This window comes from Streptomyces sp. NPDC058459 (assembly GCF_042721685.1).
In the GTDB taxonomy this organism is placed as follows: domain Bacteria; phylum Actinomycetota; class Actinomycetes; order Streptomycetales; family Streptomycetaceae; genus Streptomyces.
Window position 1 is genome coordinate 29,968 of record NZ_JBHXLV010000012.1, and the last position, 21,919, is coordinate 51,886.

The following is a 21,919-nucleotide window of genomic DNA, read 5'->3' on the forward strand; positions in this document are numbered from 1 at the left end:
AGCACCGGCCATACTCGAAGGGTGACCGACAACGCCCCGGCCGGCCCCCTTCCGGCTGAATCCCCCGAGTCCAGCGGGCCTGGCACGGCACCGGCGACGGGCATCGCCTACGACGCCGTCGTGCTGGCCGGAGGCGGTGCGCGCCGGCTCGGCGGGGCCGACAAGCCCGGTGTCCAGATCGGCGGCCGGGCGCTGCTCGACCGGGTGCTGGACGCCTGCGCCGACGCCGCCACCGCCGTCGTCGTCGCCGCCCCCCGGTCCACGGTCCGGCCGGTGCGCTGGGCGCGGGAGGAGCCGTCCGGCGGCGGACCCGTGGCCGCGCTCGACGCGGGACTGCGGCTGACCTCCGCCGAGCACGCGGTGGTGCTCTCGGCCGACCTGCCGTTCCTCGGCGCCGACACCCTGCACCTGCTGCTGGCCGCCCTGCGGGACAGCGGTGCCGACGGGGCGCTGCTCACCGACGAGGACGGCCGCGACCAGCCGCTCGTGGCCGCGTACCGCACCGCTGCCCTGCGCCGCGCCCTCGCGGACCTCGCCGCCGAGCACGGCCGGCTGACCGGTCTGCCCCTGCGGCGGCTGACCGCCGCCCTGAGGCTGACCCGGATCACCGATCCGCTCGCCTCCTTCGACTGCGACACCTGGGACGACATCGCCCGCGCCCGAGCGCGGATCAGGGAGCATGGGCACGTGCTGAACGAATGGATCACCGCAGTCAAGAACGAGCTGGGCATCGACCTCGACGTCGACACCCGCGTCCTCCTCGACGCCGCCCGCGACGTGGCCCACGGTGTGGCCCGTCCCGCCGCCCCGCTCACCACCTTCCTCATCGGCTACGCCGCCGCTCAGGGCAAGGGGGACGCCGAGTCCATCGCCGAGGCGGCCGGCAAGGTCGCCGACCTGGCCATCCGCTGGGAGGCCGAGCACAGCGGGGGCGAGTCCGCCCCGGACGCCGGATGACGCCCTCCGGCACCCATTCCGGGCCGTACGCCGGAAACGGTGACGACCTCGACGTAGAAGAAGCCCTGGCCCTCGTCCGCGAGCCCGGAGCCGACCGGACGGACCCGACGGACCGGACCGGCCGGGCGGACCCGTCCGGGCGGGAGGGGCACGCGCACGGCCGCTCCGAGCAGCCGCACCCGCACCCGCACCACCACGCGGGCGCCACCCCCTGGCCCAGGGCCCGCGAGATCGCCGCCCGCGCCGCCCGCGCGGCGAAGCGGCGCCCCGACCTCTCCGTCGCTCTCGGCGACGCCCTCGGGCTGGTCCTCGCCGCGCCCCTGGACGCGCTCGGTGACCTGCCCTCCTTCGACACCTCCGCGATGGACGGCTGGGCCGTCGCCGGACCGGGACCCTGGCGGCTCCGCGACGGCGGTGTGCTCGCCGGACACACGCCCCCCGAGCCGCTCACCGACGGCGAGGCGGTCCGGATCGCCACCGGCGCCCGCGTCCCCACCGGAGTCACCGCCGTCCTGCGCGGCGAGCACGGCCGCACCGGCCCCCAGGACCGGCTGCACGCGACTCAGGAGACGAGCCACGGCCAGGACATCCGCCCGCGCGGCCAGGAGTGCCGCCGTGGCGACCAGTTGCTGCCCACCGGCACCCTGATCACCCCGGCCGTGCTTGGGCTCGCCGCCGCGGCCGGGTACGACACCGTCACTGTCGTCCCCCGCCCGCGCGCCGAGGTCCTGGTGCTCGGCGACGAACTCCTCACCGAGGGACTGCCGCACGACGGGCTGATCCGGGACGCGCTCGGCCCCATGCTGGCGCCCTGGCTGCGGGCGCTGGGCGCCGAGGTCATCGCCGTCCGCAGGCTCGGTGACGACGCCAAGGCGCTGCGCGAGGCCATCACCGCCTCCCGGGCCGACCTGATCGTCACCACCGGGGGCACCGCCGCCGGACCCGTCGACCATGTCCACCCCACGCTGGACCGGATCGGCGCCGAACTCCTCGTCGACGGCGTAGCGGTGCGCCCCGGCCATCCCATGCTGCTGGCCCGTACCAAGGCTGACCAGCACCTCGTCGGGCTGCCCGGGAACCCGCTCGCGGCCGTCTCCGGACTGGTCACGCTCGCCGAGCCCCTGCTGCGGACGCTGGCCGCCCACCCGGCGGCCGAGCCGTACGAGACGCCGCTCAGGGAAGCGGTGCAGGGGCATCCGCACGACACCCGGCTCGTCCCCGTGGTGCTGCGCGGCGAGCGGGCCGTACCGCTGCACTACAGCGGCCCCGCCATGCTGCGCGGGATCGCCGCCGCCGAGGCACTGGCCGTCGTCCCGCCGGGCGGGGCCCAGCAGGGCGCCGGCCTGGAACTGCTGGACCTGCCGTGGACCACGGCCGGAATCGGAGTGTGTTTCACGTGAAACTTCCGGGCCATGACGCCATAGCCCGCCAGGCCGGCGAACAACTGGTGCCCTCTCGCGTGAGGCTTCCGAGGAAGGCGGTGGAGCGCCCCATCCGCCAGGTCACCAAACGTCTGGCCATGGCGCTGCTGGTGCTGGTCGCCACCGCGTTCGTCGTCTACGCGGACCGGGGCGGCTACAACGACAACTCCGACGGCCCCGTCGATCTGCTCGACGCGTTCTACTACGCGACGGTCACCCTCTCCACCACCGGGTACGGCGACATCACCCCGGTCAGCGACAGCGCCCGGCTCGTCAACATCCTCGTCGTCACCCCGCTGCGCGTGCTCTTCCTGATCATCCTGGTCGGCACCACGCTGGAGGTGCTCACCGAGCGCACCCGTGAGGAATGGCGGCTCAACCGCTGGAGGTCCACCTTGCACGACCACACCGTGGTCATCGGCTTCGGCACGAAGGGGCGGTCGGCGATCCAGACCGTCTGCACGACCGGGCTGAAGAAGGAACAGGTCGTCGTGGTCGACCCCAGTTCCAAGGCGATCGAGGCGGCCACCGCCGAGGGCTACGCGGGCGTCACCGGCGACGCGACCCGCAGCGAGGTGCTGCGGCGCGCGGAGGTGCACAAGGCGCGGCAGATCATCATCGCTCCGCAGCGCGACGACACCGCCGTGCTGGTCGCCCTGACGGCTCGCCAGCTCAACCGGAGCGCCAAGATCGTGGCCTCCGTCCGCGAGGAGGAGAACGCCCCGCTCCTCAAGCAGTCCGGCGCCGACGCGGTCATCACCAGCTCCGGAGCGGCGGGCCGGCTGCTCGGGCTGTCCGTGCTCAGCCCCGCCGCCGGCATGGTGATGGAGGATCTGATCCAGCAGGGCAGCGGCCTGGACATCGTGGACCGTCCGGTGGTCCGCGCCGAGGTGGGCCGCAGGCCGCGCGACACGGAGGACCTGGTGGTCAGCGTCGTACGCGGCCATCGGGTGCTCGGTTACGACGATCCGGCCGTGGGCGAGCTGCAGCTGACCGACCGGCTGATCACCATCGTCCGGGTCAGTCCCACCGCGCAGGTCGCCCCGCACGCGCGTCCACTGCCGGGCGACTGAGCGGGCCACCGGGACCGCGGGCCGGCCGGGGAGTAGCGTCGCGGACATGCACGCGATCACGATTTCCGAACCTGGCGGGCCCGAGAACCTGACCTGGACCGAGGTGCCCGATCCGGTACCCGGTGAGGGCGAGGTGCTGGTCGAGGTGGTGGCCACCGCCGTCAACCGCGCCGACATCATGCAGCGTCAGGGCCACTACGACCCGCCGCCCGGCGCCTCCGCGTACCCCGGTCTGGAGTGTTCCGGCCGGATCGCCGCGCTCGGCCCCGGTGTCTCCGGCTGGTCCGTGGGCGACGAGGTGTGCGCGCTGCTCTCGGGCGGTGGCTACGCGCAGAAGGTCGTCCTGCCGGCCGGGCAACTGCTGCGGGTGCCCGAGGGCATCGACCTGAAGCTGGCGGCCGCGCTGCCCGAGGTGGCCTGCACGGTGTGGTCCAACGTCTTCATGCTGGCCCACCTCCGGCCCGGCGAACTGCTGCTCGTGCACGGCGGCTCCAGCGGTATCGGCACCATGGCGATCCAGCTGGCCAAGGCCGTAGGCGCGCGGGTGGCGGTGACCGCCGGGACGAAGGAGAAGCTCGACTTCTGCGCCGAGCTGGGCGCGGACATCCTGGTCAACTACCGCGACCAGGACTTCGTCGCCGAGATCGAGCGGGCCACGGAAGGCGCCGGTGCCGATGTCATCCTCGACAACATGGGCGCCAAGTACCTGGACCGCAACGTGGAGACCTTGGCCGTCAACGGGCGCCTGATGATCATCGGGATGCAGGGCGGCGTCAAGGGCGAGCTGAACATCGGCCTGCTGCTGGGCAAGCGCGGCGCGGTCAGCGCCACCTCGCTCAGGGCCCGCCCACTGAGCGAGAAGGCGGCGATCGTGGCGGCCGTGCGCGAGCACGTATGGCCGTTGATCGCGTCGGGTGTCGTCCGTCCGGTGGTCGACCGGGAGCTGCCGATGACGGACGCGGCGGAGGGGCACCGGGTGGTGGAGGGCAGCGGCCACATCGGCAAGGTGCTGCTGGTCGCCCCGTGACGCCGACCCCGTAGCACCGCCTCTCCCCGGTCCCGCCGCGCCGGTCAGGTGCGGCGGATGCGCAGGCCGACCAGGGCCAGGGCGAGTCCCAGGCCGAGCAGGACCAGTCCGCTGCCCAGGGGGAGGAACCGCGGCGCCCGTGCCGAGGTGCCCTCCCCCTGCCGAACGGCGGCGGGCCGCGAGGCCGGCACGGTGGCCGCCGACGCGGTCGGGGTGGGTGCGGCGGGGCTGTCGGCGGTCTCCGGCTCCTCCGGGTAGGCGGCCGCCGGGGTGGTGGGCGTCCCGCTGCCCTCCGGGTCCTGGGCCTGCTCCTCCGGGTCCGGTGCTGCGGCCCGGCCCGGCCGCAGCCGCCCTTCCCCGGCCCGGCTCCCGGCCCGCGCGGGCTTGGAGACGGTCGGGGATGGCGAGGCGGTGTCGGCGGCGTTCCGGGCCCGCACGGCGGGGGCGGAGGAGCGGCCCGTGGGCGCCGGTGAACCCGGCGGGGCGCTCTCCACGCCGTACGCGGCCGTGGGGCCGCACACGGGGGCCGTCGTCGCCAGGACGAGCAGCATCCGTACGAGGCGGAGCGTGAGTCGTAGCCGTGGAGTCACGTCGGTGACCTCCGGAGGAATGCCGGTGAAGCGCCGGGGGAGAGCGGAAATCCAGCCTCACATCCCGGGGCGGGAGGGGCATTTCCGGTTGGGCCGTCAGGGGCCGCCCGGCCGGAGTCCCCGCTCGCCGGGCGTGCGGGGGTTGCCCGGTGACGGGGTGGGCGGGTGCGAGAGAATGACGGCATGGAGATGCCGAGGAACGAACGGTCGCCCGAGAACCCCCCGATCCTGGTCGTGGGTCAGGACGGGATGGCGGTCGGTGGTGGCACGGACGAGGGCTCCCGCGAGGTTCCGGTGACGGAGCAGGTGGAGCAGCCGGCGAAGGTCATGCGGATCGGCAGCATGATCAAGCAGCTGCTGGAGGAGGTGCGCGCCGCTCCTCTGGACGAGGCGAGCCGGGTGCGGCTGAAGGAGATCCACGCCAGCTCGGTCAAGGAGTTGGAGGACGGCCTCGCGCCGGAGCTGGTGGCGGAGCTGGAGCGGCTGTCGCTGCCCTTCACGGACGACGCGATCCCGAGCGACGCCGAGCTGCGGATCGCCCAGGCCCAGCTGGTGGGCTGGCTGGAGGGCCTGTTCCACGGCATCCAGACCACGCTGTTCGCCCAGCAGATGGCCGCGCGCGCCCAGTTGGAGCAGATGCGCCGCGCGCTGCCGCCGGGGGCGGTCCCCGAGGGCGCCGAGGAGCAGCACACCGGCGGCCGCTCGGGCGGGCCGTACCTCTAGGGCCCACAGGGGAAAGGCCCGGCGGGGACAGTCAGACAGTCCGCCGGGCCCTTCCCGTACCCGCCTACTGCGGTGGCTCGCCGGTGGAGACGCTCAGCGAGACCTCGCCCGCGTTCTTCGGGTCGACGTCGGTGCCCGGGGCGGGGAACTGGTCGAGGACCGTGCCGTCGCCCCAGGTGTTGTTGTCTTCCTTCTTCACCGTGTACCGCCAGCTCGCGGCCTGGAAGCACGCCTTCACGGAGTCGATGTTCTTGTACCGGAAGTCGGGCAGCCGGACCTTCTTCTCGTCGTCGTAGGACTCCTGCGGCTCGGTGCACTCGGTGGGGTCGATGGTCCGGGAGATGTCCGGGCCCCGGTAGCCGGAGGCGTGCGAGGACGTGGAGGCGCTGGGGGTGCCGCCGCCCTTGGCGGTGTCGTCCTCGTCGTCCATGCCCAGTGCGATCAGCAGCCCGGCGATCAGCACCGCGGCCACCGCGACCGAGCCGATGAGCACCGGCCTGCCGCTTCGGCCGCCGCCGCCCGGGGAGGGCACCGCGGTCGGCGGCTGGGCACCGTAGGCCGGCGCCGGCTGCTGCCCGTACGCCGGGGGTGTCGGGTAGCCGCCCCTCTGCGGGTAGCCGTAGGACGGGGGCGGCGTGCCGTAGGGGTTCGGCTGGTAAGGCTGCTGGACCTGGCCGGGGTGCGGCCACGGGGCTGTTTGGTCCACCGGCGGGAACACCGCCGAGCCGACGCCCGAGCCGCTCCGCGCCGGACCCGCGCCCGGCACGATGCTTGGTGCCGCCTGCTGGAGCGAGGCGGCCACTCGCAGGCACTCCTCGCGCATCGCCTCGGCGGTGGGGAAGCGTTCGTTCGGGTTCTTCTTCAGCGCGCGGGCCACCAGGGCGTCCACCGCCGGGGGCAGCGCGCGGTTGATCGAGGAGGGCGCGACCGGCTCCTCCTGGACGTGCGCGTAGGCGATGGCCAGCGGGGAGTCCGCGTCGAACGGCAGCCGGCCGGTGACCAGCTGGAACAGCATGATGCCGACCGAGTACAGGTCGGAGCGGGCGTCCACGCCCCGGCCGAGGGCCTGCTCGGGGGAGAGGTACTGCGGGGTGCCGACGACCATGCCGGTCTGCGTCATCGAGGTGACCCCGGACTGCATGGCCCGCGCGATGCCGAAGTCCATCACCTTGACCACCCCGCGCCGGGTGGTCATCACGTTGCCGGGCTTGATGTCCCGGTGGACCAGTCCCTTCTCGTGGCTGATCTCCAGGGCGGCCAGCACATCCGCGGTGATCTTCAGGGCCTTGTCGGCGGGCATCGCGCCGGACTGCCGCACGTCGTCGGCCAGCACGGAGCCGAGCGGGCGGCCCTCCACGTACTCCATGACGATGTAGGGCATGCCGTCCGCTTCGTCCTCGCCCGTGTCGAAGACGGAGACGATGTTGGTGTGCGTGAGCTTGGCCACGGCCTGGGCCTCGCGGCGGAACCGCTCGCGGAACGCCTGCTCCCGGCCCAGCTCGGTGTGCAGGGTCTTGACGGCCACCTGGCGGTCCAGGACCGAGTCGTAGGCCAGGTGCACGGAGGCCATGCCGCCCTCGCCGAGCAGGTCGTGGAGCTGGTAGCGGCCACCGGCCAGTGCCCGCCCCGGGTAGCGGCCGCCCTGTGCGCCGTCCTGGCTCATCGTTCCGTGTCCCCCACTGGCCCGTCGGAGCCGTCATCGACCGGCAGATGTGCCGCGGTGCACACGCCTTGATCGAATGTGTCATTCCCGGCCAAGTCTGCCCCAGGGCACGGACACGTCAAGCCCGGTGCCCGTTCCGTGACCGTAAGCGAAAGAAGCGTCGCGCAAGCGTTACAGCAGGCGTACGACCGGTGCACGGAATTTGCACGGGGGCCTGTGCTGCGGGTTTCATGGCCGGTCCGTCCTGGGCCCGTCCCGGTGCCGGATCGGGACCGGCGGCCACCGGCGAGGCTGTAGCGTGGCCGACGGAGTCCGTATCAACACCGCGCACCGCGGGCAGAAACGACGGCGAGGACCGATGGCACAGACGCACGGCGCCCAAGGCCCGTCCGACCCCGAGGCGATGGCCGGCGGCGGCATGGCGGAGGCGCCGGAGAACTGGGGCAACGGCGGGCTCGTCGGCGACGGCCGCTACCGGCTCACCCACCGGCTCGGCCGGGGCGGCATGGCCGAGGTGTTCGCGGCCGAGGACGTCCGGCTGGGCCGCACGGTAGCGGTCAAGCTGCTGCGTGCCGATCTCGCCGAGGACCCCACCTCCAAGGCCCGCTTCACACGCGAGGCCCAGTCGGTGGCCGGGCTCAACCACCACTCGATCGTCGCCGTGTACGACTCCGGCGAGGACCAGGTGGCCGGCCAGGCCGTGCCGTACATCGTGATGGAGCTGGTCGAGGGCCGCACCATCCGTGAGCTGCTGGTCGACGCGGACGCGCCGGGCCCCGAGCAGGCCCTGATCATCGTCTCCGGCGTCCTGGACGCGCTCGCCTACTCGCACCAGCACGGCATCGTGCACCGCGACATCAAGCCCGCCAACGTCATCATCACCGACAACGGCGCGGTCAAGGTGATGGACTTCGGCATCGCCCGCGCCCTGCACGGCGCCTCCACGACGATGACCCAGACCGGCATGGTCATGGGCACCCCGCAGTACCTGTCCCCCGAGCAGGCCCTCGGCAAGGCCGTCGACCACCGCTCCGACCTGTACGCCACCGGCTGCCTGCTGTACGAACTTCTCGCGCTTCGGCCCCCGTTCACCGGTGAGACCCCGCTGTCGGTGGTCTACCAGCACGTCCAGGACATGCCGGTGCCGCCCTCGCAGGTCACCGCCGGCTGCCCGCCCGAGCTGGACGGCCTGGTCATGCGCTCGCTCGCCAAGGAGCCCGACGACCGCTTCCAGACGGCCGAGGAGATGCGCGGCCTGATCCAGTACGGCCTGCAGATGCTGTACGAACAGGGCGCCCACTCCGGCACCTGGAACACCGGCCCGGTGGACGCGGTCACGGGCGCGCTGACCCCACCCGGCGGCTACGCAGGCACCACCGTGATGCCGCAGTCCGGCGGCGGCGGGTACGGAGGCGGCGGGTACGGCGGCGGCACCACGCAGATCCCGCAGCCGATCCTGCCCGGCGGCTACGGGCAGGGCGACGACGGCGGCTTCGAGGGGCACGGCAACCGGGGCAGCGGCAAGGGCAGGCTCTGGGTGCTTGCCGCGCTCGCGGTGGTGGCGGTCGTGGCCGGTGTCGCGCTCGCGCTGAACAACACCGGCGGCGACGCCACGCCCAGCGACAAGCCGTCCCCGAGCCACTCGCAGACGCAGAAGAACGACCAGCCGTCCAAGACGCCCTCCGACGACACCACCAAGGAGCCGACGGACGACCCGGCCACGCAGGGCGGCGGCTCGGGCTGGAGCAACGGCGGCTCGGAGCACACCCCGTCCCAGCGGCCGACCGACCCCGGCACGACCAAGCCGTCGGACGACCCGACCGACCAGCAGACCAGCCAGCCGCCGACCGAACCGCAGACCTCGCCGCCCGCCACGGGCGAAGCGGCCGGGGGCACCGGTACGGACGAGGGCACCACGGCAGGCACGGGCGACGCGGGCGGTACCGACCAGGGCACCACGGCCGGCGCCGGCGGCGCGGACGCCGGCGCGGCGGCCGGTGCGGACGCGGGCGGCCAGAACGGCACTTGAATGCCGACATCGCCGGCCCCGGGAACGGGCCCGGACGGGCTCGCCGGCTGAACACGCCGACTGAAACACGGGGACTGAACACGCCGGCTGAACACGGGGACTGAACACGCCGACGCCGCTCAGCTCGTGAAGGCGTCGCACACCGCCTCGTACTCCCGGGTCCACCACACCGCGAGCGCGGAGGCGGCCGGGAACTGGCAGTCGGCGCGGGTGTCACCGCGCTCGTAGTGCCAGCGCAGCATCCAGAAGTCGTTCAGGCGCTCCCACCACACCCGGTGCACGGCCGCCGCCAGCTCCGCGGGAGTGGCGCGGGCCGCGCGCCGGTACGCCCGCGCGTATGCCCGCGCCTTGGGCAGGTCCAGCATGCCCGCGGGCCGGACGAAGAAGATCGCGGCGGCGCGTACGGCCTCCTCGGCGCGGGGCTGCACCCCGAGGCGGTCCCAGTCGACGATGGCGGCGGGGGTGCCGCCCCGGTAGAGCAGGTTGAACGGGTGGAAGTCGCCGTGCACCCAGCCGACCGGGCCGCCGCGCGGCGGACGCCGGTGGGTGTGCTGTTCCAGCAGGGACCGGCGTTCCAGCAGGCGGTGCCGGGCCAGGTCGTCGAAGGTGTCGGCCGGCCGGTGGCGGTGGACATGGCCGAGCAGGTCGTCGATGAGGGCGAAGGTGTCGGCCGGGTCGGCGCTCTCCACCGGGTGCGGGCTCGTGGCCGGGCGGGTGCGCCCCTTGGGCGGCATCACGGCCTCCAGGCAGGCGTGCACGGCGCCCAGCAGCGCGCCCAGGCGCGCGCTCTCGGAGCGGGTGAGCTGGCCGCCGTGCAGATGCCCCCCGTCGATCCAGGGGTGCAGGGCGTACGCGTGCCCGCCGACCACCGCGACCGTACGGCCCTCGCGGTGGGTGAGCGGCGGGACGGCCGGCACTCCGACCTCGGCGAGCCGCTGCGTGGCCAGATGACGGCGCTCGATGGCGTCGGGGTCGGCGGTGTCGGGGTCGAAATGGTGCTTGAGGAAGTAGCGGCCCCGCGTGGTGCGCACCCGGTAGCCACGGTTGAGCAGCCCCTGGTCGACCGGTTCGCAGGCGAGGGCCGTACCGGCTCCGTACAGGGGTAACAAGGTGCCGAGCGGGGGCGCGTGGGGCACGACGGGTGGTACACGAAGGCGCTGCACGCGCCGATGCTAGGGCACGAAAAGCCCCCGTGAGCTGGGGATTGTCACAGGCAGTCGTCGGTGGTCGCATTCGGTCACCCGCAGTGCCGCAGTGGACTTCCCGGCGCGATTCGCGAGGTGCGCGGAAGAAATCCCCGCCGGCCCCCGGTGACGCGCCGGGACTCTTCCTTTGAGCTGGGTGCGCGAGATAACGTGCCGTTGCTCCGGCCTCCTGCAAGGCTGTGACCAGCGAACTTCCGGACCAGGTCGATTTACTTGGAAATCCAAGCAAAATCGCAGGTCAGGTGGGGTTTCACAGAAATGTGGAGCACTGGGTAACGTTGAAAGCCGCAGGCGCTCGCCGGGGCACCTGTCACGCCTGTTCCCGGCCGAGCGGCACCCACCCCGTGCCCGGTGGTCGAGAAGAGGTGGCCGCTCCCCCCGGCTCCGACCGAGCAAGGGGGAACCCAGGCTCACCGGCAACCCCGTGGGCCGGAACGACGGAGGAGCACACGTGACCGTGGAGAGCAGTGCCGCGCGCAAGCCGCGACGCAGCGCCGCAGGCAAGGCCGGCACCGCCGGCACCAGGCGCAGCACCCGCAGCACCGCGAAGCAGGGCACCGAGCCGGAGCTGGTGCAGCTGCTGACGCCGGAGGGCGAGCGGGTCAAGAACGCCGAGTTCGACGCCTACGTCGCCGGGATCACCGCCGATGAGCTGCGCGGCCTGTACCGCGACATGGTGCTCACCCGCCGCTTCGACGCCGAGGCGACCGCCCTGCAGCGCCAGGGCGAGCTGGGCCTGTGGGCCTCGCTGCTCGGCCAGGAGGCCGCGCAGATCGGCTCCGGCCGCGCCACCCGCGAGGACGACTACGTCTTCCCGACCTACCGCGAGCACGGCGTCGCCTGGTGCCGCGGGGTCGACCCGACCAACCTGCTCGGCATGTTCCGGGGTGTGAACAACGGCGGCTGGGACCCCAACGGCAACAACTTCCACCTGTACACGATCGTCATCGGCTCGCAGACGCTGCACGCCACCGGCTACGCGATGGGCGTGGCCAAGGACGGCGCGGACTCGGCCGTGATCGCCTACTTCGGCGACGGCGCGTCCAGCCAGGGCGACGTCGCGGAATCGTTCACCTTCTCCGCGGTCTACAACGCCCCGGTCGTGTTCTTCTGCCAGAACAACCAGTGGGCGATCTCCGAGCCCACCGAGAAGCAGACCCGCGTCCCGCTCTACCAGCGCGCCCAGGGCTTCGGCTTCCCCGGCGTCCGGGTCGACGGCAACGACGTGCTGGCCTGCCTCGCCGTGACCCGCTGGGCGCTGGAGCGCGCCCGCAACGGCGAGGGCCCGACCCTGGTCGAGGCGTTCACCTACCGGATGGGCGCCCACACCACCTCCGACGACCCCACGCGCTACCGGCACGACGACGAGCGCGTCGCCTGGGAGGCGAAGGACCCGATCCTGCGCCTGCGCGCCTACCTGGAGTCCGCAAACCACGCGGACGAGGGATTCTTCGCGGAACTGGAGAGCGAGTCCGAGGCGTTGGGCAAGCGAGTGCGGGAAGCGGTCCGCGCCATGCCGGACCCGGACCGCTTCGCCATCTTCGAGAACGTGTACGCGGACGGGCACGCGCTCGTCGACGAGGAGCGCGCCCAGTTCGCCGCCTACCAGGCGTCGTTCGCGGACGCGGAAGGGGGCAACTGACATGGCCGAGAAGATGGCTCTGGCCAAGGCGATCAACGAGTCGCTGCGGCGCGCCCTGGAGACGGACCCCAAGGTCCTGATCATGGGCGAGGACGTCGGCAAGCTCGGCGGTGTCTTCCGCGTGACCGACGGCCTCCAGAAGGACTTCGGCGAGGAGCGGGTCATCGACACCCCGCTCGCCGAGTCCGGCATCGTCGGCACCGCGATCGGCCTGGCGCTGCGCGGCTACCGCCCGGTGGTGGAGATCCAGTTCGACGGCTTCGTCTTCCCGGCGTACGACCAGATCGTCACGCAGCTCGCGAAGATGCACGCCCGCTCGCTGGGCAAGGTCAAGATGCCCGTCGTCATCCGCATCCCCTACGGCGGCGGCATCGGCGCGGTCGAGCACCACTCCGAGTCCCCGGAGGCGCTGTTCGCGCACGTGGCCGGCCTGAAGGTGGTCAGCCCGTCCAACGCGTCGGACGCCTACTGGATGATGCAGCAGGCCATCCAGAGCGACGACCCGGTGATCTACTTCGAGCCCAAGCGGCGCTACTGGGACAAGGGCGAGGTCGACCCCGAGCTGATCCCCGGCCCGCTGCACAGGGCGAGCGTGGTCCGCGAGGGCACCGACCTGACGCTGGCCGCTTACGGGCCTATGGTCAAGCTCTGTCAGCAGGTGGCCGACGCGGCCGCCGAGGAGGGCAGGTCCGTGGAGGTCCTCGACCTCCGCTCGGTCTCCCCGCTGGACTTCGACACCATCCAGACCTCGGTCGAGAAGACCCGCCGTCTGGTGGTCGTCCACGAGGCGCCGGTGTTCCTCGGCTCCGGCGCGGAGATCGCCGCCCGGATCACCGAGCGGTGCTTCTACCACCTGGAGGCGCCGGTGCTCCGGGTCGGCGGCTATCACGCCCCGTACCCGCCGGCCCGCCTGGAGGACGAGTATCTGCCGGGCCTGGACCGGGTGCTCGACGCCGTCGACCGCGCCCTTGCGTACTGAGGAAGGTTTCGTGACGACGATGACGGAAGCTTCCGTGCGCGAGTTCAAGATGCCGGACGTGGGCGAGGGGCTCACCGAGGCAGAGATCCTGAAGTGGTACGTGCAGGTCGGGGACACGGTCACCGACGGCCAGGTGGTGTGCGAGGTCGAGACCGCCAAGGCGGCCGTCGAACTCCCCATCCCCTACGACGGGGTGGTGCGCGAGCTGCGCTTCACCGAGGGCACGACGGTCGACGTGGGTACGGCGATCATCGCGGTGGACGTGTCGGGCGGGGCCGCCCCCGAGCCGGCGCCGGCCGCCCCCGCTCCCGCCGTCGAAGAGGCCGAGCCGCAGGGCCGTACGCCGGTGCTGGTGGGGTACGGCGTGGCCGTCTCCTCCACCAAGCGGCGGCCCCGCAAGGGTTCCGAGGCGCCGGTGGCCGCCATCGCGCAGGCGGTGCAGGCCGAGCTGAACGGACACGGCGCGGCCGCTCCCGCCCCCGCTCCGGTGAGGGAGCGCCCGCTGGCCAAGCCGCCGGTGCGCAAGCTGGCCAAGGACCTGGGCGTCGACCTGGCGCTGGTCATCCCGTCCCGGCCGGACGGCATCATCACCCGCGAGGACGTGCACGCGGCGGTGGCCCCGGCGCAGGCGCGGCCCGTGGTGGAAGCCCCGGCCCCGGTCGCCCCACCCGCGCCCGCGCCCGCGGTGTCGGTGGCGGCGCCGGTGTACGACTCCGCCCGGGAGACCCGTATCCCGGTCAAGGGCGTCCGCAAGGCGACCGCGCAGGCGATGATCGGCTCGGCGTTCACGGCGCCGCATGTCACGGAGTTCGTGACGGTGGACGTGACGCGGACGATGAAGCTGGTCGAGGAGCTGAAGCAGGACAAGGAGTTCCAGGGGCTGCGGGTGAACCCGCTGCTGCTGATCGCCAAGGCCCTGCTGGTCGCCATCAAGCGCAACCCCGAGGTCAACGCGTCCTGGGACGAGGCCGCCCAGGAGATCGTGCTCAAGCACTACGTCAACCTGGGCATCGCGGCGGCGACCCCGCGCGGGCTGATCGTCCCGAACATCAAGGACGCGCAGGACAGGACGCTCCCGCAGCTCTCCGCGGCGCTGGGCGAGCTGGTGAGCACGGCCCGCGAGGGCAAGACCTCCCCGGCGGCGATGCAGGGCGGCACGGTGACCATCACCAACGTCGGCGTCTTCGGCGTCGACACCGGTACGCCGATCCTGAATCCCGGTGAGTCCGCGATCCTCGCCGTCGGCGCGATCAAGCTCCAGCCGTGGGTCCACAAGGGCAAGGTCAAGCCCCGCCAGGTGACCACTCTCGCCCTCAGCTTCGACCACCGCCTGGTCGACGGCGAACTCGGCTCCAAGGTGCTGGCGGATGTCGCGGCAATTCTGGAGCAGCCGAAGCGGTTGATCTCCTGGGCGTAGTGCGCCCTTTCGAACTGTGGAAATGCTGAGACCGTAACCTCCAGTTACGGTCTCAGCATTTCTCGTTCATCTCTCACGCGCTCTCTCGAACGCTGCTGAGTACGTAAACCGGTGCCCCGTCCTCGGCTCCGCCCCGCGACCGAATGCAGGCGTGCCGCCGCAGCATCCGCAGGCATTCATTGACCCGACGCACGGTCAGCCCGGTCCGCGCCGCGATCGACTCGAGCGGCTCCCGCAGCTCGCCCTTCTCCACGAGCACCGGCGCGATCACGACGGCCACGGTCCAGACGTCCTCCGTCACGGACAACCGCTCCCGCCAGCCGGCCAGTACGGACGCGGTGGTGGCGGGCCCCCCGGACGGAACGGCGGGGCGAAGGGCCAGCCCCTCGAACCGGTCGGCGATACGCACCATCGCCTCGGCCATGGCCGTCTGCGCCGTCGACATCTCCCGTTGCAGCGCCAGCGATTGACGCTGTACGCCCACCAACTCCTCGTCCAGCTTCAGGTTGTGCGCCTCCAGCCGGACGATGGCCTCCGCGACCTGTTCCGGCATGGCGTACGCGACGGGAGCCCCCGGCCCGAGGGGCTGCACCTCGGCCTCCTCCAGCGCGTAGAACCCCTCCCGCTGGACCGTCGCGATCACCTGGGCGACCCACTGCTTGAAGGGCGCGCAGGCGGGCTTGGTGCAGGCGTTGACGAGGAGGATCAACCCCTGGAGGTCGATCAGATTCATGTCTCGGCGCCACTCCCGACCTGCGGGAACGCTTGAGACCGTAAGCTCCACTTACGGTCTCAAGCATCTCTCGATGCGTGCCCGGCACATGATCCAGGAGTGCCTGCCGAGAGTTGCTGTGACCAAGCTTCTTGCACACATCCACCGCCGGGAACCAATGCGTCCCGTCCGGCATCGTCAGCCTCCGTACGCGGTCTCCGGTCGCCGCGTAGACGAAGTCGCTGATGTCGATCGCCTCGTTCATATGAACCACCTCCGCCGTGGAACGTAGAGCCCGGCAAAAGGCATATGCCAGCCGACGGCCCAGATGTTCACGATTGCGGGGGAAGATCGCCTGTTCCGCCGACTCCGGTGCGCTGATCCCGTTATGGAGAAGGCGAGTTGGCGCAACGCAAAGGACCCGCCCTCACGGAGTGATCCCCGGGAGCGGGCCCTGAAGTGTTGCGGGCTTACCTGGTGAAGCCGTAGTTCAGGAGCTTGGTCGCGTCCGTGCCGCGCTGGGGGACGGAGGACGACGCGAGGACCGTGCCGATGACCGTCTTGCCGTTGCGGGTGGCGGCGAAGACGAGGCAGTACTTGGCCTCGGGGCCGGAGCCGGTCTTGACGCCGATGCTGCCGCGGTAGCTGCTCAGCAGCGTGTTGGTGTTGGTCCACGCCCGCATCGTGCGGGTGCTGCCGGTCTTGGTGACCGTCTTCGCCGTGTACGACTTGGTCTTGACGATCGCACGGAAGTTGGCGTTCTTCATCGCGCTGCTGGCGATCTTCGTCAGGTCGCGCGGGGTCGAGTAGTTCGAGCCCTGGCCGATGCCGTCGAAGGAGTCGAAGTGCGTGTTCCGCAGGCCGAGGCTCTTCGCGGCGGAGTTCATCTTGCCGAGGAAGGACTTCACACGCGCGGTGTGCGTGCTGCCGGCGCCGTACTTGTCCGCGAGGACGTACGCGGCGTCGCAGCCGGACGGCAGCATCAGCCCGTAGAGGAGCTGGCGGACGGTGACCTTGTCGCCGACGATCAGGCCGGCCGAGGACGCGTTGTTGGCGACGATGTAGTCGCTGGCGCCCTTCGGGACGGTGACCTTGGCGTCCAGGTTCAGGTTCGGCTGCGCGAGCACGACCTTCGCGGTCATGATCTTGGTGGTGGAGCCCGTGGACCGCTTGGTGTCCGCGGCCTTGGTGAACAGCGACGCGCCGGTCGAGTTGTTCATCACGTAACCGCCCGCGGCCACGATCGAAGGCGCGGAAGCGGCCTGCGCGGGCGCTGCGGTGAGGGCACTGGTGGTGAGCAGCGCGCCGGACGCGACGGCGACGGCGGCGGCCCTGCGGAGGGAGGAGCCCTTGATGCCGGTAATCAAAGCGAAATACCTCGATTGTCTGAAATGCCCTTGGGATGCGGCCTGTTGAGGTGCTCTGAAAGGAGAGCCGCACGTGTGTGACAGGCGAACGGCCCTCATGGTTGCACTCCGTCGGACGGAAATTTCCGGCGCCGGGCTGACGCCCCCTCACCGGGTCCGCATGCTGGACCACACTGTGCCATGCGTGCGTGTTGTATCTATCCTGTGGGCATGCAAACGGCCACCAGGCAGCCACCCGCCGCCGACCGCGTCTACACCCACGTCAAACAGGGCGTCCTCGACCGCCGGTACGAGGGCGGCACCCTGCTCACCGAGGGCGAGCTGGCCGAGGCGGTCGGGGTGTCGCGTACCCCGGTCCGTGAGGCGCTGCTGCGGCTGGAGGCCGAGGGGCTGATCCGGCTGTACCCGAAGAAGGGCGCGCTGGTGCTGCCGGTCTCCGCGCAGGAGATCGCCGACGTGGTGGAGACCCGGCTGCTGGTCGAGGAGCACGCCGCCCGCAAGGCGGTGCCCGCGCCGTCCGCCCTGCTGGACCGGCTCGCCGAGCTGCTCCAGCGGCAGCGGGAGCAGGCCGCGGCGGGCGACTTCGCCGCCGCCGCCGTCACCGACCGCTGCTTCCACGCCGAGATCGTGCGCAGCGGCGGCAACGAGATCCTGTCCCGTCTCTACGACCAGCTGCGCGACCGCCAGCTGCGGATGGGTGTCGCCGTGATGCACTCGCATCCCGACCGGATCTCCAAGACCCTCGCCGAGCACGCCGAGATCCTGGACGCGCTGCGCGCCGGGGACGCGGAGGCCGCGGTCGGGATCGTGCACCGGCACGTCGGCTGGTTCTCCGAGCTGGCGCGCGGGGAGGTCCGATGAGCCGGGCCACGACCGCCCTGCCGGGTGACCCTCTCCCGAAGGGGGCACCCCCGGGCGGCCGCCGTGCCGTCGCCATGTGGTCGACCGGCGTCGCCGTCTACTTCGTCGCCGTCATCTTCCGCACCTCGCTCGGCGTGGCCGGCCTGGACGCGGCCGGCCGCTTCCACGTCAACGCCTCCGCCCTGTCGACGTTCTCGATCCTCCAGCTGCTCGTGTACGCGGGCATGCAGATACCCGTCGGTCTGCTGGTCGACCGGCTCGGCACGAAGAAGGTGCTGTGCCTGGGCGCGGTGCTGTTCACGGCCGGGCAGCTCGGCTTCGCCTTCTCCCCCTCGTACGGCACCGCTCTCGCCTCGCGCGCCCTGCTGGGCTGCGGGGACGCGATGACGTTCATCAGCGTGCTGCGGCTCGGCACCCGCTGGTTCCCGGCCCGGCGGGGGCCCTTCGTCGCGCAGCTCGCCGGTCTGGTCGGCATGGCGGGCAACCTCGTCTCCACCCTGGTGCTGGCCCGGCTGCTGCACGGGCTCGGCTGGACCCCGGCGTTCGCGGGCAGCGCGCTCGCGGGGGTGGTCGTGCTGGTGCTGGCGCTGCTGTTCCTCAAGGACCACCCCGAGGGCCACGAGCCGGCGCCCTCCCCGCACCAGGGCGCCGCGTACGTCCGCCGGCAGATCGCGGAGGCGTGGCGGGAGCCCGGTACCCGGCTGGGCATGTGGGTGCACTTCACCACCCAGTTCCCGGCGATGGTGTTCCTGCTGCTCTGGGGGCTGCCGTTCCTGGTGCAGGCACAGGGACTCAGCCGGGCCACGGCGGGTGAGCTGCTCACCCTGGTGGTCCTCTCCAACATGGCGGTCGGACTGGTCTACGGCCAGGTCGTCGCCCGGCACCACGCGGCCCGGCTCCCACTGGCCCTCGGTACGGTCGCCGCGACCGCCCTCGTGTGGGCGATGACCCTCGCCTGGCCGGGCGCGCACGCGCCGACGGCGCTGCTGCTGGCGCTGTGCGTGGTGCTAGGTGCCTGCGGTCCCGCCTCGATGCTCGGCTTCGACTTCGCCCGCCCCGCGAACCCGCCCGAGCGTCAGGGCACCGCCTCCGGCATCACCAACATGGGCGGTTTCATCGCCTCCATGACCACTCTCTTGGCCATCGGCGTCCTCCTCGACGCCACCGGCGACGACTACTCCATCGCCTTCTCCGCCGTCTTCGTCCTCCAGGCCCTCGGCCTCACCCAGATCCTCCGCCTGCGCGGCCGCGCGGCCCGCCGCGAGCGGGAGCGGCTGGTGGCGAGCAGGGTGGAGACGGTGCACGTACCCGCGGCGTGAGCCTGCGGCGCTTCAGGGGACTACGGCCGGGCCGAGCTGCGACGCGCCCGCGCCGCCCGCCGCCGAACCGCGGTGTCCGGGCGCTCCGGCGCTCACCGCGGGGTGCGGCCGGCCAGGCGGTGCCGCCCGGTACGTCTCGGTGGCCGGCGGGTACGGCCGCGTGTACGCCGGTCGCCGCCGCGGGCGGTCAGGCCGGCCGGCCCCGCACCGGTACCGGCGTCAGGTAGGCCATCCCCGGTACGCCCCGGTAGCTCATCCACCGGGCCCGGTGCTGGTCCAGGCGTTCGCGGACCTCGGTCGCGTCAGGGCCGGCGGCGAGCCAGACCTCCTGGTCGGCCCGACAGGCCGACTCGAAGTGTCCGGTCAAGGAGTCCGTGGTCATACCGGGCACGCCGACGGCGTGGCACGACACCGGCACCCGGGCATCAGGGTCACGACGTGACCGCGAAGTTGCGCAGGATCGCCGCCGTCAGTTCCGGGTCGCCCTCGGTCTTGATGCTGTCGCCCGCCTTCTCCGCACTGATCCGCCCGCAGGCCAGCCGGAAGTACGTCTCCCAGTCGAGGCTGAAGCTCGCGGCGGGCCCGAGCGCGGGTGCCGTCTCCAGCGTGCCCCGGCCCTGGATGTCGACGCGGATGGTGCGCAGGAACTCCACCGGCCCGTGCACGTCGAAGACGATCGCCGAACTGCGCGGCGCCTCAGCCTCCTTGGCGACCACCTTGGGCAGCCCGGCCAGCAGCACGTCGCGGGCGACGAACGCGCCGGGCGAGTCGAGGTTGCCGGGGCGGCCGAGGGCCGTACGCAGGTCCTGCTCGTGCACCCAGACGTCGAACGCCCGCATCCGCATGGCGAGTTCGAGGGTGATCTCCTTGCCCATCTGCCCCCGGACGACGGTTTCGGGCTGCCGGGACTCGTTGCGCAGCTGCCGGTTGCGGCGGATGACCGTGTACTCCAGCTCCGAGGTCATCTCCGGTGCCGTGTGGTGGCGGCGGGTGTCGACCTGCATCTCCATGTACCGCTGGCCCTCGGTGGTGACATGGAAGAGGTCGCTGGGCAGCGTGTGGATGGGCCGGGGGTCGCCGAGCATCTCGCAGTCCAGCCCGATGACATGCGAGACCACGTCCCGCACCGACCAGCCGGGGCACGGCGTACGCCGGTTCCACTCGGACTCGGCCAGCGAGTTCACCAGCTCCGATATCGCGTCGATCGAGTGGGTCCAGGCGTCGGCGTAGGGCTGGAGGGTGGGATGCAGACTCACGGAACAGGACCCCTCGGCGGTCGTTGCACGGGCAGAATCGGCGGCTGCACTGGGCGGGCGTCTGAGACTCCCCGGACTCTCGGCTTCACGCGAGCGGGGAGCCCCCAAGTTACGCTGCTCCGATACCCCCCGGCAGTGCTTTCGTGTGACGATCGTAGGCCCGTGGGAACGACTCGAATGCCAGGACGGTGGTAGTGTGCGCGCCTCGCTGATCCAGATCCGTGTGGACGAGAGCGAGTCCGTGGCCGGGCGCCGCTCGCGCGCGGCGGAACTCGTACGCGCCCGGTCGGGCGCCGACCTCGTGGTGCTGCCCGAGCTGTGGACCACCGGGGCCTTCGCCTACGACACGTTCGCCACCGAGGCAGAGCCGCTGGAGGGGCCCACGTACGCGGTGATGGCCGAGGCCGCGAAGGACGCGGGCGTCTGGCTGCACGCGGGGTCGATCCCGGAGCGGGACCCCGACGGCACCCTCTACAACACCGCCCTGGTCTTCTCCCCCTCCGGTGACCTCGCCGCCTCCTACCGCAAGATCCACCGCTTCGGCTTCGACCAGGGCGAGGCCGTGCTGATGGGCGCCGGGCGCGAACCCGTCACCGTCGCCCTGCCGGAGACCACCGTCGGCCTCGCCACCTGCTACGACCTGCGCTTCCCGGAACTCTTCCGCACCCTCACCGACGCCGGCGCGGAGACCCTGGTCGTCTCCGCGGGCTGGCCCGAGCGCCGCCGCGCCCACTGGACGCTGCTGGCCCAGGCACGGGCGGTGGAGAACCAGGCGTACGTCCTCGCCTGCGGCACCGCCGGTACGCATGCCGGGGTCCCGCAGGCGGGTCGCTCGATCGTGGTGGACCCGTGGGGTGAGGTGCTGGCCGAGGCGGGCCCGGACGAGGAGATCCTCACGGTCGACTTCGACCCGGCGAAGGTCCCCGCCACCCGTGAGCGGTTCCCCGCGCTGAAGGACCGGGTCCTGGGCCTGGCCCCGCCCCGTCACTGAGCCCCGGCCGCTGGGTCTCAGTCGTCCTCCCGCTCCTTCTCCGCCAGGTGGATCACGCACACCGCCACCGCGATGAGCAGGGTGGGGTCGGCGTCGTCGCGTACGACGTCGACGCCGTAGGTGTCCCGGACGGTCAGCCGGCGGCGGGAGATGACGGCGAGGAGTTCGCCCTCGTACTCGACGGCGAACTCGCGGTCGAGGATCTTGCCGCTGACGTCGAGTTCGGTGCCGTCGGCCAGGTCGACGCGGTAGTGGTTGCGCAGCAGGGAGAGGCGCTTGTGCCGGATGGTGGCCAGATCCTCTCCGTCCCGCTGGATGACCATGGTGTCGCGCAGGGCGAACATCTTCTCGTGGATGTCGATCAGGACGTCGCCGGCGGTGTCCTTCAGTTCGAAGGTGTCCCGCAGCCGCATGGCCTTGCCGTCGACGAGGAAGACCTTGCGGCCGCTCTCGTCCTCGATCCAGTAGTCGTCGCCGATGCCCAGCAGCCGGTCGCGCACGAGGAATCTCATGCTGAAGCGCTTCCCCGGCGGGAGGCGTTCCTCACCGGGCGGCCGGCCCGAACCGTGTCCGGTACCCGGAGGGGCTCAGTCCGGTCTCCCGGCGCGGCCACGCCTGCGGGCCGGCCGGGGTGCCCGCCCCCGAGCGGGCGGCGACCACATCGAGCCGGGTCTCCCCATGGGGCAC

General features: G+C 72.2%; 19 protein-coding genes and 2 pseudogenes. 12 read left to right on the forward strand and 9 right to left on the reverse strand.

What is annotated here, in order from left to right:
- Positions 1 to 21: 21 nt before the first annotated feature.
- From ACFWN1_RS04560 to ACFWN1_RS04575, 4 genes are read left to right on the forward strand one after another with little or no spacing between them, the layout of a single operon-like run.
- Positions 22 to 957, forward strand: a complete 936-nt coding sequence (locus ACFWN1_RS04560) for an NTP transferase domain-containing protein (RefSeq protein WP_384358117.1) — start codon at positions 22 to 24, stop codon at positions 955 to 957.
- Positions 954 to 2,357 (forward strand): molybdopterin molybdotransferase MoeA, encoded by a 1,404-nt coding sequence (locus ACFWN1_RS04565; protein WP_384358119.1) that lies wholly within the window; start codon positions 954 to 956, stop codon positions 2,355 to 2,357. The genes ACFWN1_RS04560 and ACFWN1_RS04565 overlap by 4 nt, the downstream gene beginning before the upstream one ends.
- The gene (locus ACFWN1_RS04570) at positions 2,354 to 3,451 is read left to right on the forward strand and encodes a potassium channel family protein (RefSeq protein WP_384358121.1); all 1,098 of its coding nucleotides are present in this window, start codon (positions 2,354 to 2,356) and stop codon (positions 3,449 to 3,451) included. Before ACFWN1_RS04565 ends, ACFWN1_RS04570 begins: the two co-directional genes overlap by 4 nt.
- A gap of 46 nt (positions 3,452 to 3,497) precedes the next feature.
- The gene (locus tag ACFWN1_RS04575; protein ID WP_384358123.1) at positions 3,498 to 4,478 is read left to right on the forward strand and encodes an NAD(P)H-quinone oxidoreductase; all 981 of its coding nucleotides are present in this window, start codon (positions 3,498 to 3,500) and stop codon (positions 4,476 to 4,478) included.
- Positions 4,479 to 4,522: 44 nt separating this feature from the next.
- Here the strand turns inward: ACFWN1_RS04575 and ACFWN1_RS04580 are convergent, their stop codons facing one another.
- Positions 4,523 to 5,068, reverse strand: a complete 546-nt coding sequence (locus ACFWN1_RS04580) for a hypothetical protein (RefSeq protein WP_384358125.1) — start codon at positions 5,066 to 5,068, stop codon at positions 4,523 to 4,525.
- 183 nt (positions 5,069 to 5,251) lie between these two features.
- Between ACFWN1_RS04580 and ACFWN1_RS04585 the strand changes: the two genes are divergently transcribed.
- Positions 5,252 to 5,791: a bacterial proteasome activator family protein gene (locus ACFWN1_RS04585; RefSeq protein WP_384358127.1), complete on the forward strand. Its 540-nt coding sequence runs from the start codon at positions 5,252 to 5,254 to the stop codon at positions 5,789 to 5,791.
- A gap of 64 nt (positions 5,792 to 5,855) precedes the next feature.
- Here ACFWN1_RS04585 and ACFWN1_RS04590 read toward each other — a convergent pair whose 3' ends face one another.
- Positions 5,856 to 7,454, reverse strand: coding sequence for a protein kinase (locus ACFWN1_RS04590; RefSeq protein ID WP_384358129.1), 1,599 nt, complete (start codon positions 7,452 to 7,454; stop codon positions 5,856 to 5,858).
- Between the two features lie 358 nt (positions 7,455 to 7,812).
- Between ACFWN1_RS04590 and ACFWN1_RS04595 the strand changes: the two genes are divergently transcribed.
- Positions 7,813 to 9,483: a protein kinase gene (locus ACFWN1_RS04595; protein WP_384358131.1), complete on the forward strand. Its 1,671-nt coding sequence runs from the start codon at positions 7,813 to 7,815 to the stop codon at positions 9,481 to 9,483.
- Between the two features lie 119 nt (positions 9,484 to 9,602).
- On the opposite strand, the gene ACFWN1_RS04600 is transcribed toward ACFWN1_RS04595, so the two are convergent.
- Positions 9,603 to 10,646, reverse strand: a complete 1,044-nt coding sequence (locus ACFWN1_RS04600) for a phosphotransferase (protein WP_384358133.1) — start codon at positions 10,644 to 10,646, stop codon at positions 9,603 to 9,605.
- Positions 10,647 to 11,139: 493 nt separating this feature from the next.
- On the opposite strand from ACFWN1_RS04600, the gene pdhA reads away from it, so the two are divergent.
- From pdhA to ACFWN1_RS04615, 3 genes are read left to right on the forward strand one after another with little or no spacing between them, the layout of a single operon-like run.
- The gene (pdhA, locus tag ACFWN1_RS04605; RefSeq protein WP_384358135.1) at positions 11,140 to 12,330 is read left to right on the forward strand and encodes a pyruvate dehydrogenase (acetyl-transferring) E1 component subunit alpha; all 1,191 of its coding nucleotides are present in this window, start codon (positions 11,140 to 11,142) and stop codon (positions 12,328 to 12,330) included.
- A gap of 1 nt (position 12,331) precedes the next feature.
- The gene (locus tag ACFWN1_RS04610) at positions 12,332 to 13,309 is read left to right on the forward strand and encodes an alpha-ketoacid dehydrogenase subunit beta (RefSeq protein WP_384358137.1); all 978 of its coding nucleotides are present in this window, start codon (positions 12,332 to 12,334) and stop codon (positions 13,307 to 13,309) included.
- A gap of 10 nt (positions 13,310 to 13,319) precedes the next feature.
- Complete coding sequence (locus tag ACFWN1_RS04615) at positions 13,320 to 14,726, forward strand: dihydrolipoamide acetyltransferase family protein (protein ID WP_384358139.1); 1,407 nt, start codon at positions 13,320 to 13,322, stop codon at positions 14,724 to 14,726.
- Between the two features lie 73 nt (positions 14,727 to 14,799).
- Here the strand turns inward: ACFWN1_RS04615 and ACFWN1_RS04620 are convergent.
- Positions 14,800 to 15,703: pseudogene (locus ACFWN1_RS04620) on the reverse strand (Bro-N domain-containing protein).
- 205 nt (positions 15,704 to 15,908) lie between these two features.
- Complete coding sequence (locus ACFWN1_RS04625) at positions 15,909 to 16,805, reverse strand: D-alanyl-D-alanine carboxypeptidase family protein (protein WP_384358141.1); 897 nt, start codon at positions 16,803 to 16,805, stop codon at positions 15,909 to 15,911.
- 210 nt (positions 16,806 to 17,015) lie between these two features.
- On the opposite strand from ACFWN1_RS04625, the gene ACFWN1_RS04630 reads away from it, so the two are divergent.
- Both ACFWN1_RS04630 and ACFWN1_RS04635 read left to right on the forward strand, forming a co-directional pair.
- Complete coding sequence (locus tag ACFWN1_RS04630; protein ID WP_384358143.1) at positions 17,016 to 17,666, forward strand: GntR family transcriptional regulator; 651 nt, start codon at positions 17,016 to 17,018, stop codon at positions 17,664 to 17,666.
- Positions 17,663 to 18,985 carry a nitrate/nitrite transporter gene (locus ACFWN1_RS04635; RefSeq protein WP_384358145.1) on the forward strand — a complete coding sequence of 441 codons (1,323 nt, stop codon included), beginning with the start codon at positions 17,663 to 17,665 and terminating at the stop codon, positions 18,983 to 18,985. The genes ACFWN1_RS04630 and ACFWN1_RS04635 overlap by 4 nt, the downstream gene beginning before the upstream one ends.
- A 187-nt stretch (positions 18,986 to 19,172) precedes the next feature.
- Here ACFWN1_RS04635 and ACFWN1_RS04640 read toward each other — a convergent pair whose 3' ends face one another.
- Both ACFWN1_RS04640 and ACFWN1_RS04645 read right to left on the reverse strand, forming a co-directional pair.
- Complete coding sequence (locus ACFWN1_RS04640; RefSeq protein WP_384358147.1) at positions 19,173 to 19,367, reverse strand: hypothetical protein; 195 nt, start codon at positions 19,365 to 19,367, stop codon at positions 19,173 to 19,175.
- 49 nt (positions 19,368 to 19,416) lie between these two features.
- Positions 19,417 to 20,241: a maleylpyruvate isomerase family mycothiol-dependent enzyme gene (locus ACFWN1_RS04645; protein ID WP_384358149.1), complete on the reverse strand. Its 825-nt coding sequence runs from the start codon at positions 20,239 to 20,241 to the stop codon at positions 19,417 to 19,419.
- Positions 20,242 to 20,437: 196 nt separating this feature from the next.
- Between ACFWN1_RS04645 and ACFWN1_RS04650 the strand changes: the two genes are divergently transcribed.
- A complete protein-coding gene (locus ACFWN1_RS04650) occupies positions 20,438 to 21,232 on the forward strand; it encodes a carbon-nitrogen family hydrolase (RefSeq protein ID WP_384358151.1) in 795 nt (264 codons plus the stop codon).
- Positions 21,233 to 21,249: 17 nt separating this feature from the next.
- Here ACFWN1_RS04650 and ACFWN1_RS04655 read toward each other — a convergent pair whose 3' ends face one another.
- Complete coding sequence (locus ACFWN1_RS04655) at positions 21,250 to 21,744, reverse strand: LURP-one-related/scramblase family protein (RefSeq protein ID WP_384358153.1); 495 nt, start codon at positions 21,742 to 21,744, stop codon at positions 21,250 to 21,252.
- A gap of 31 nt (positions 21,745 to 21,775) precedes the next feature.
- Positions 21,776 to 21,919 (reverse strand): annotated as a pseudogene (locus tag ACFWN1_RS04660) (AraC family transcriptional regulator); the annotation flags it as partial.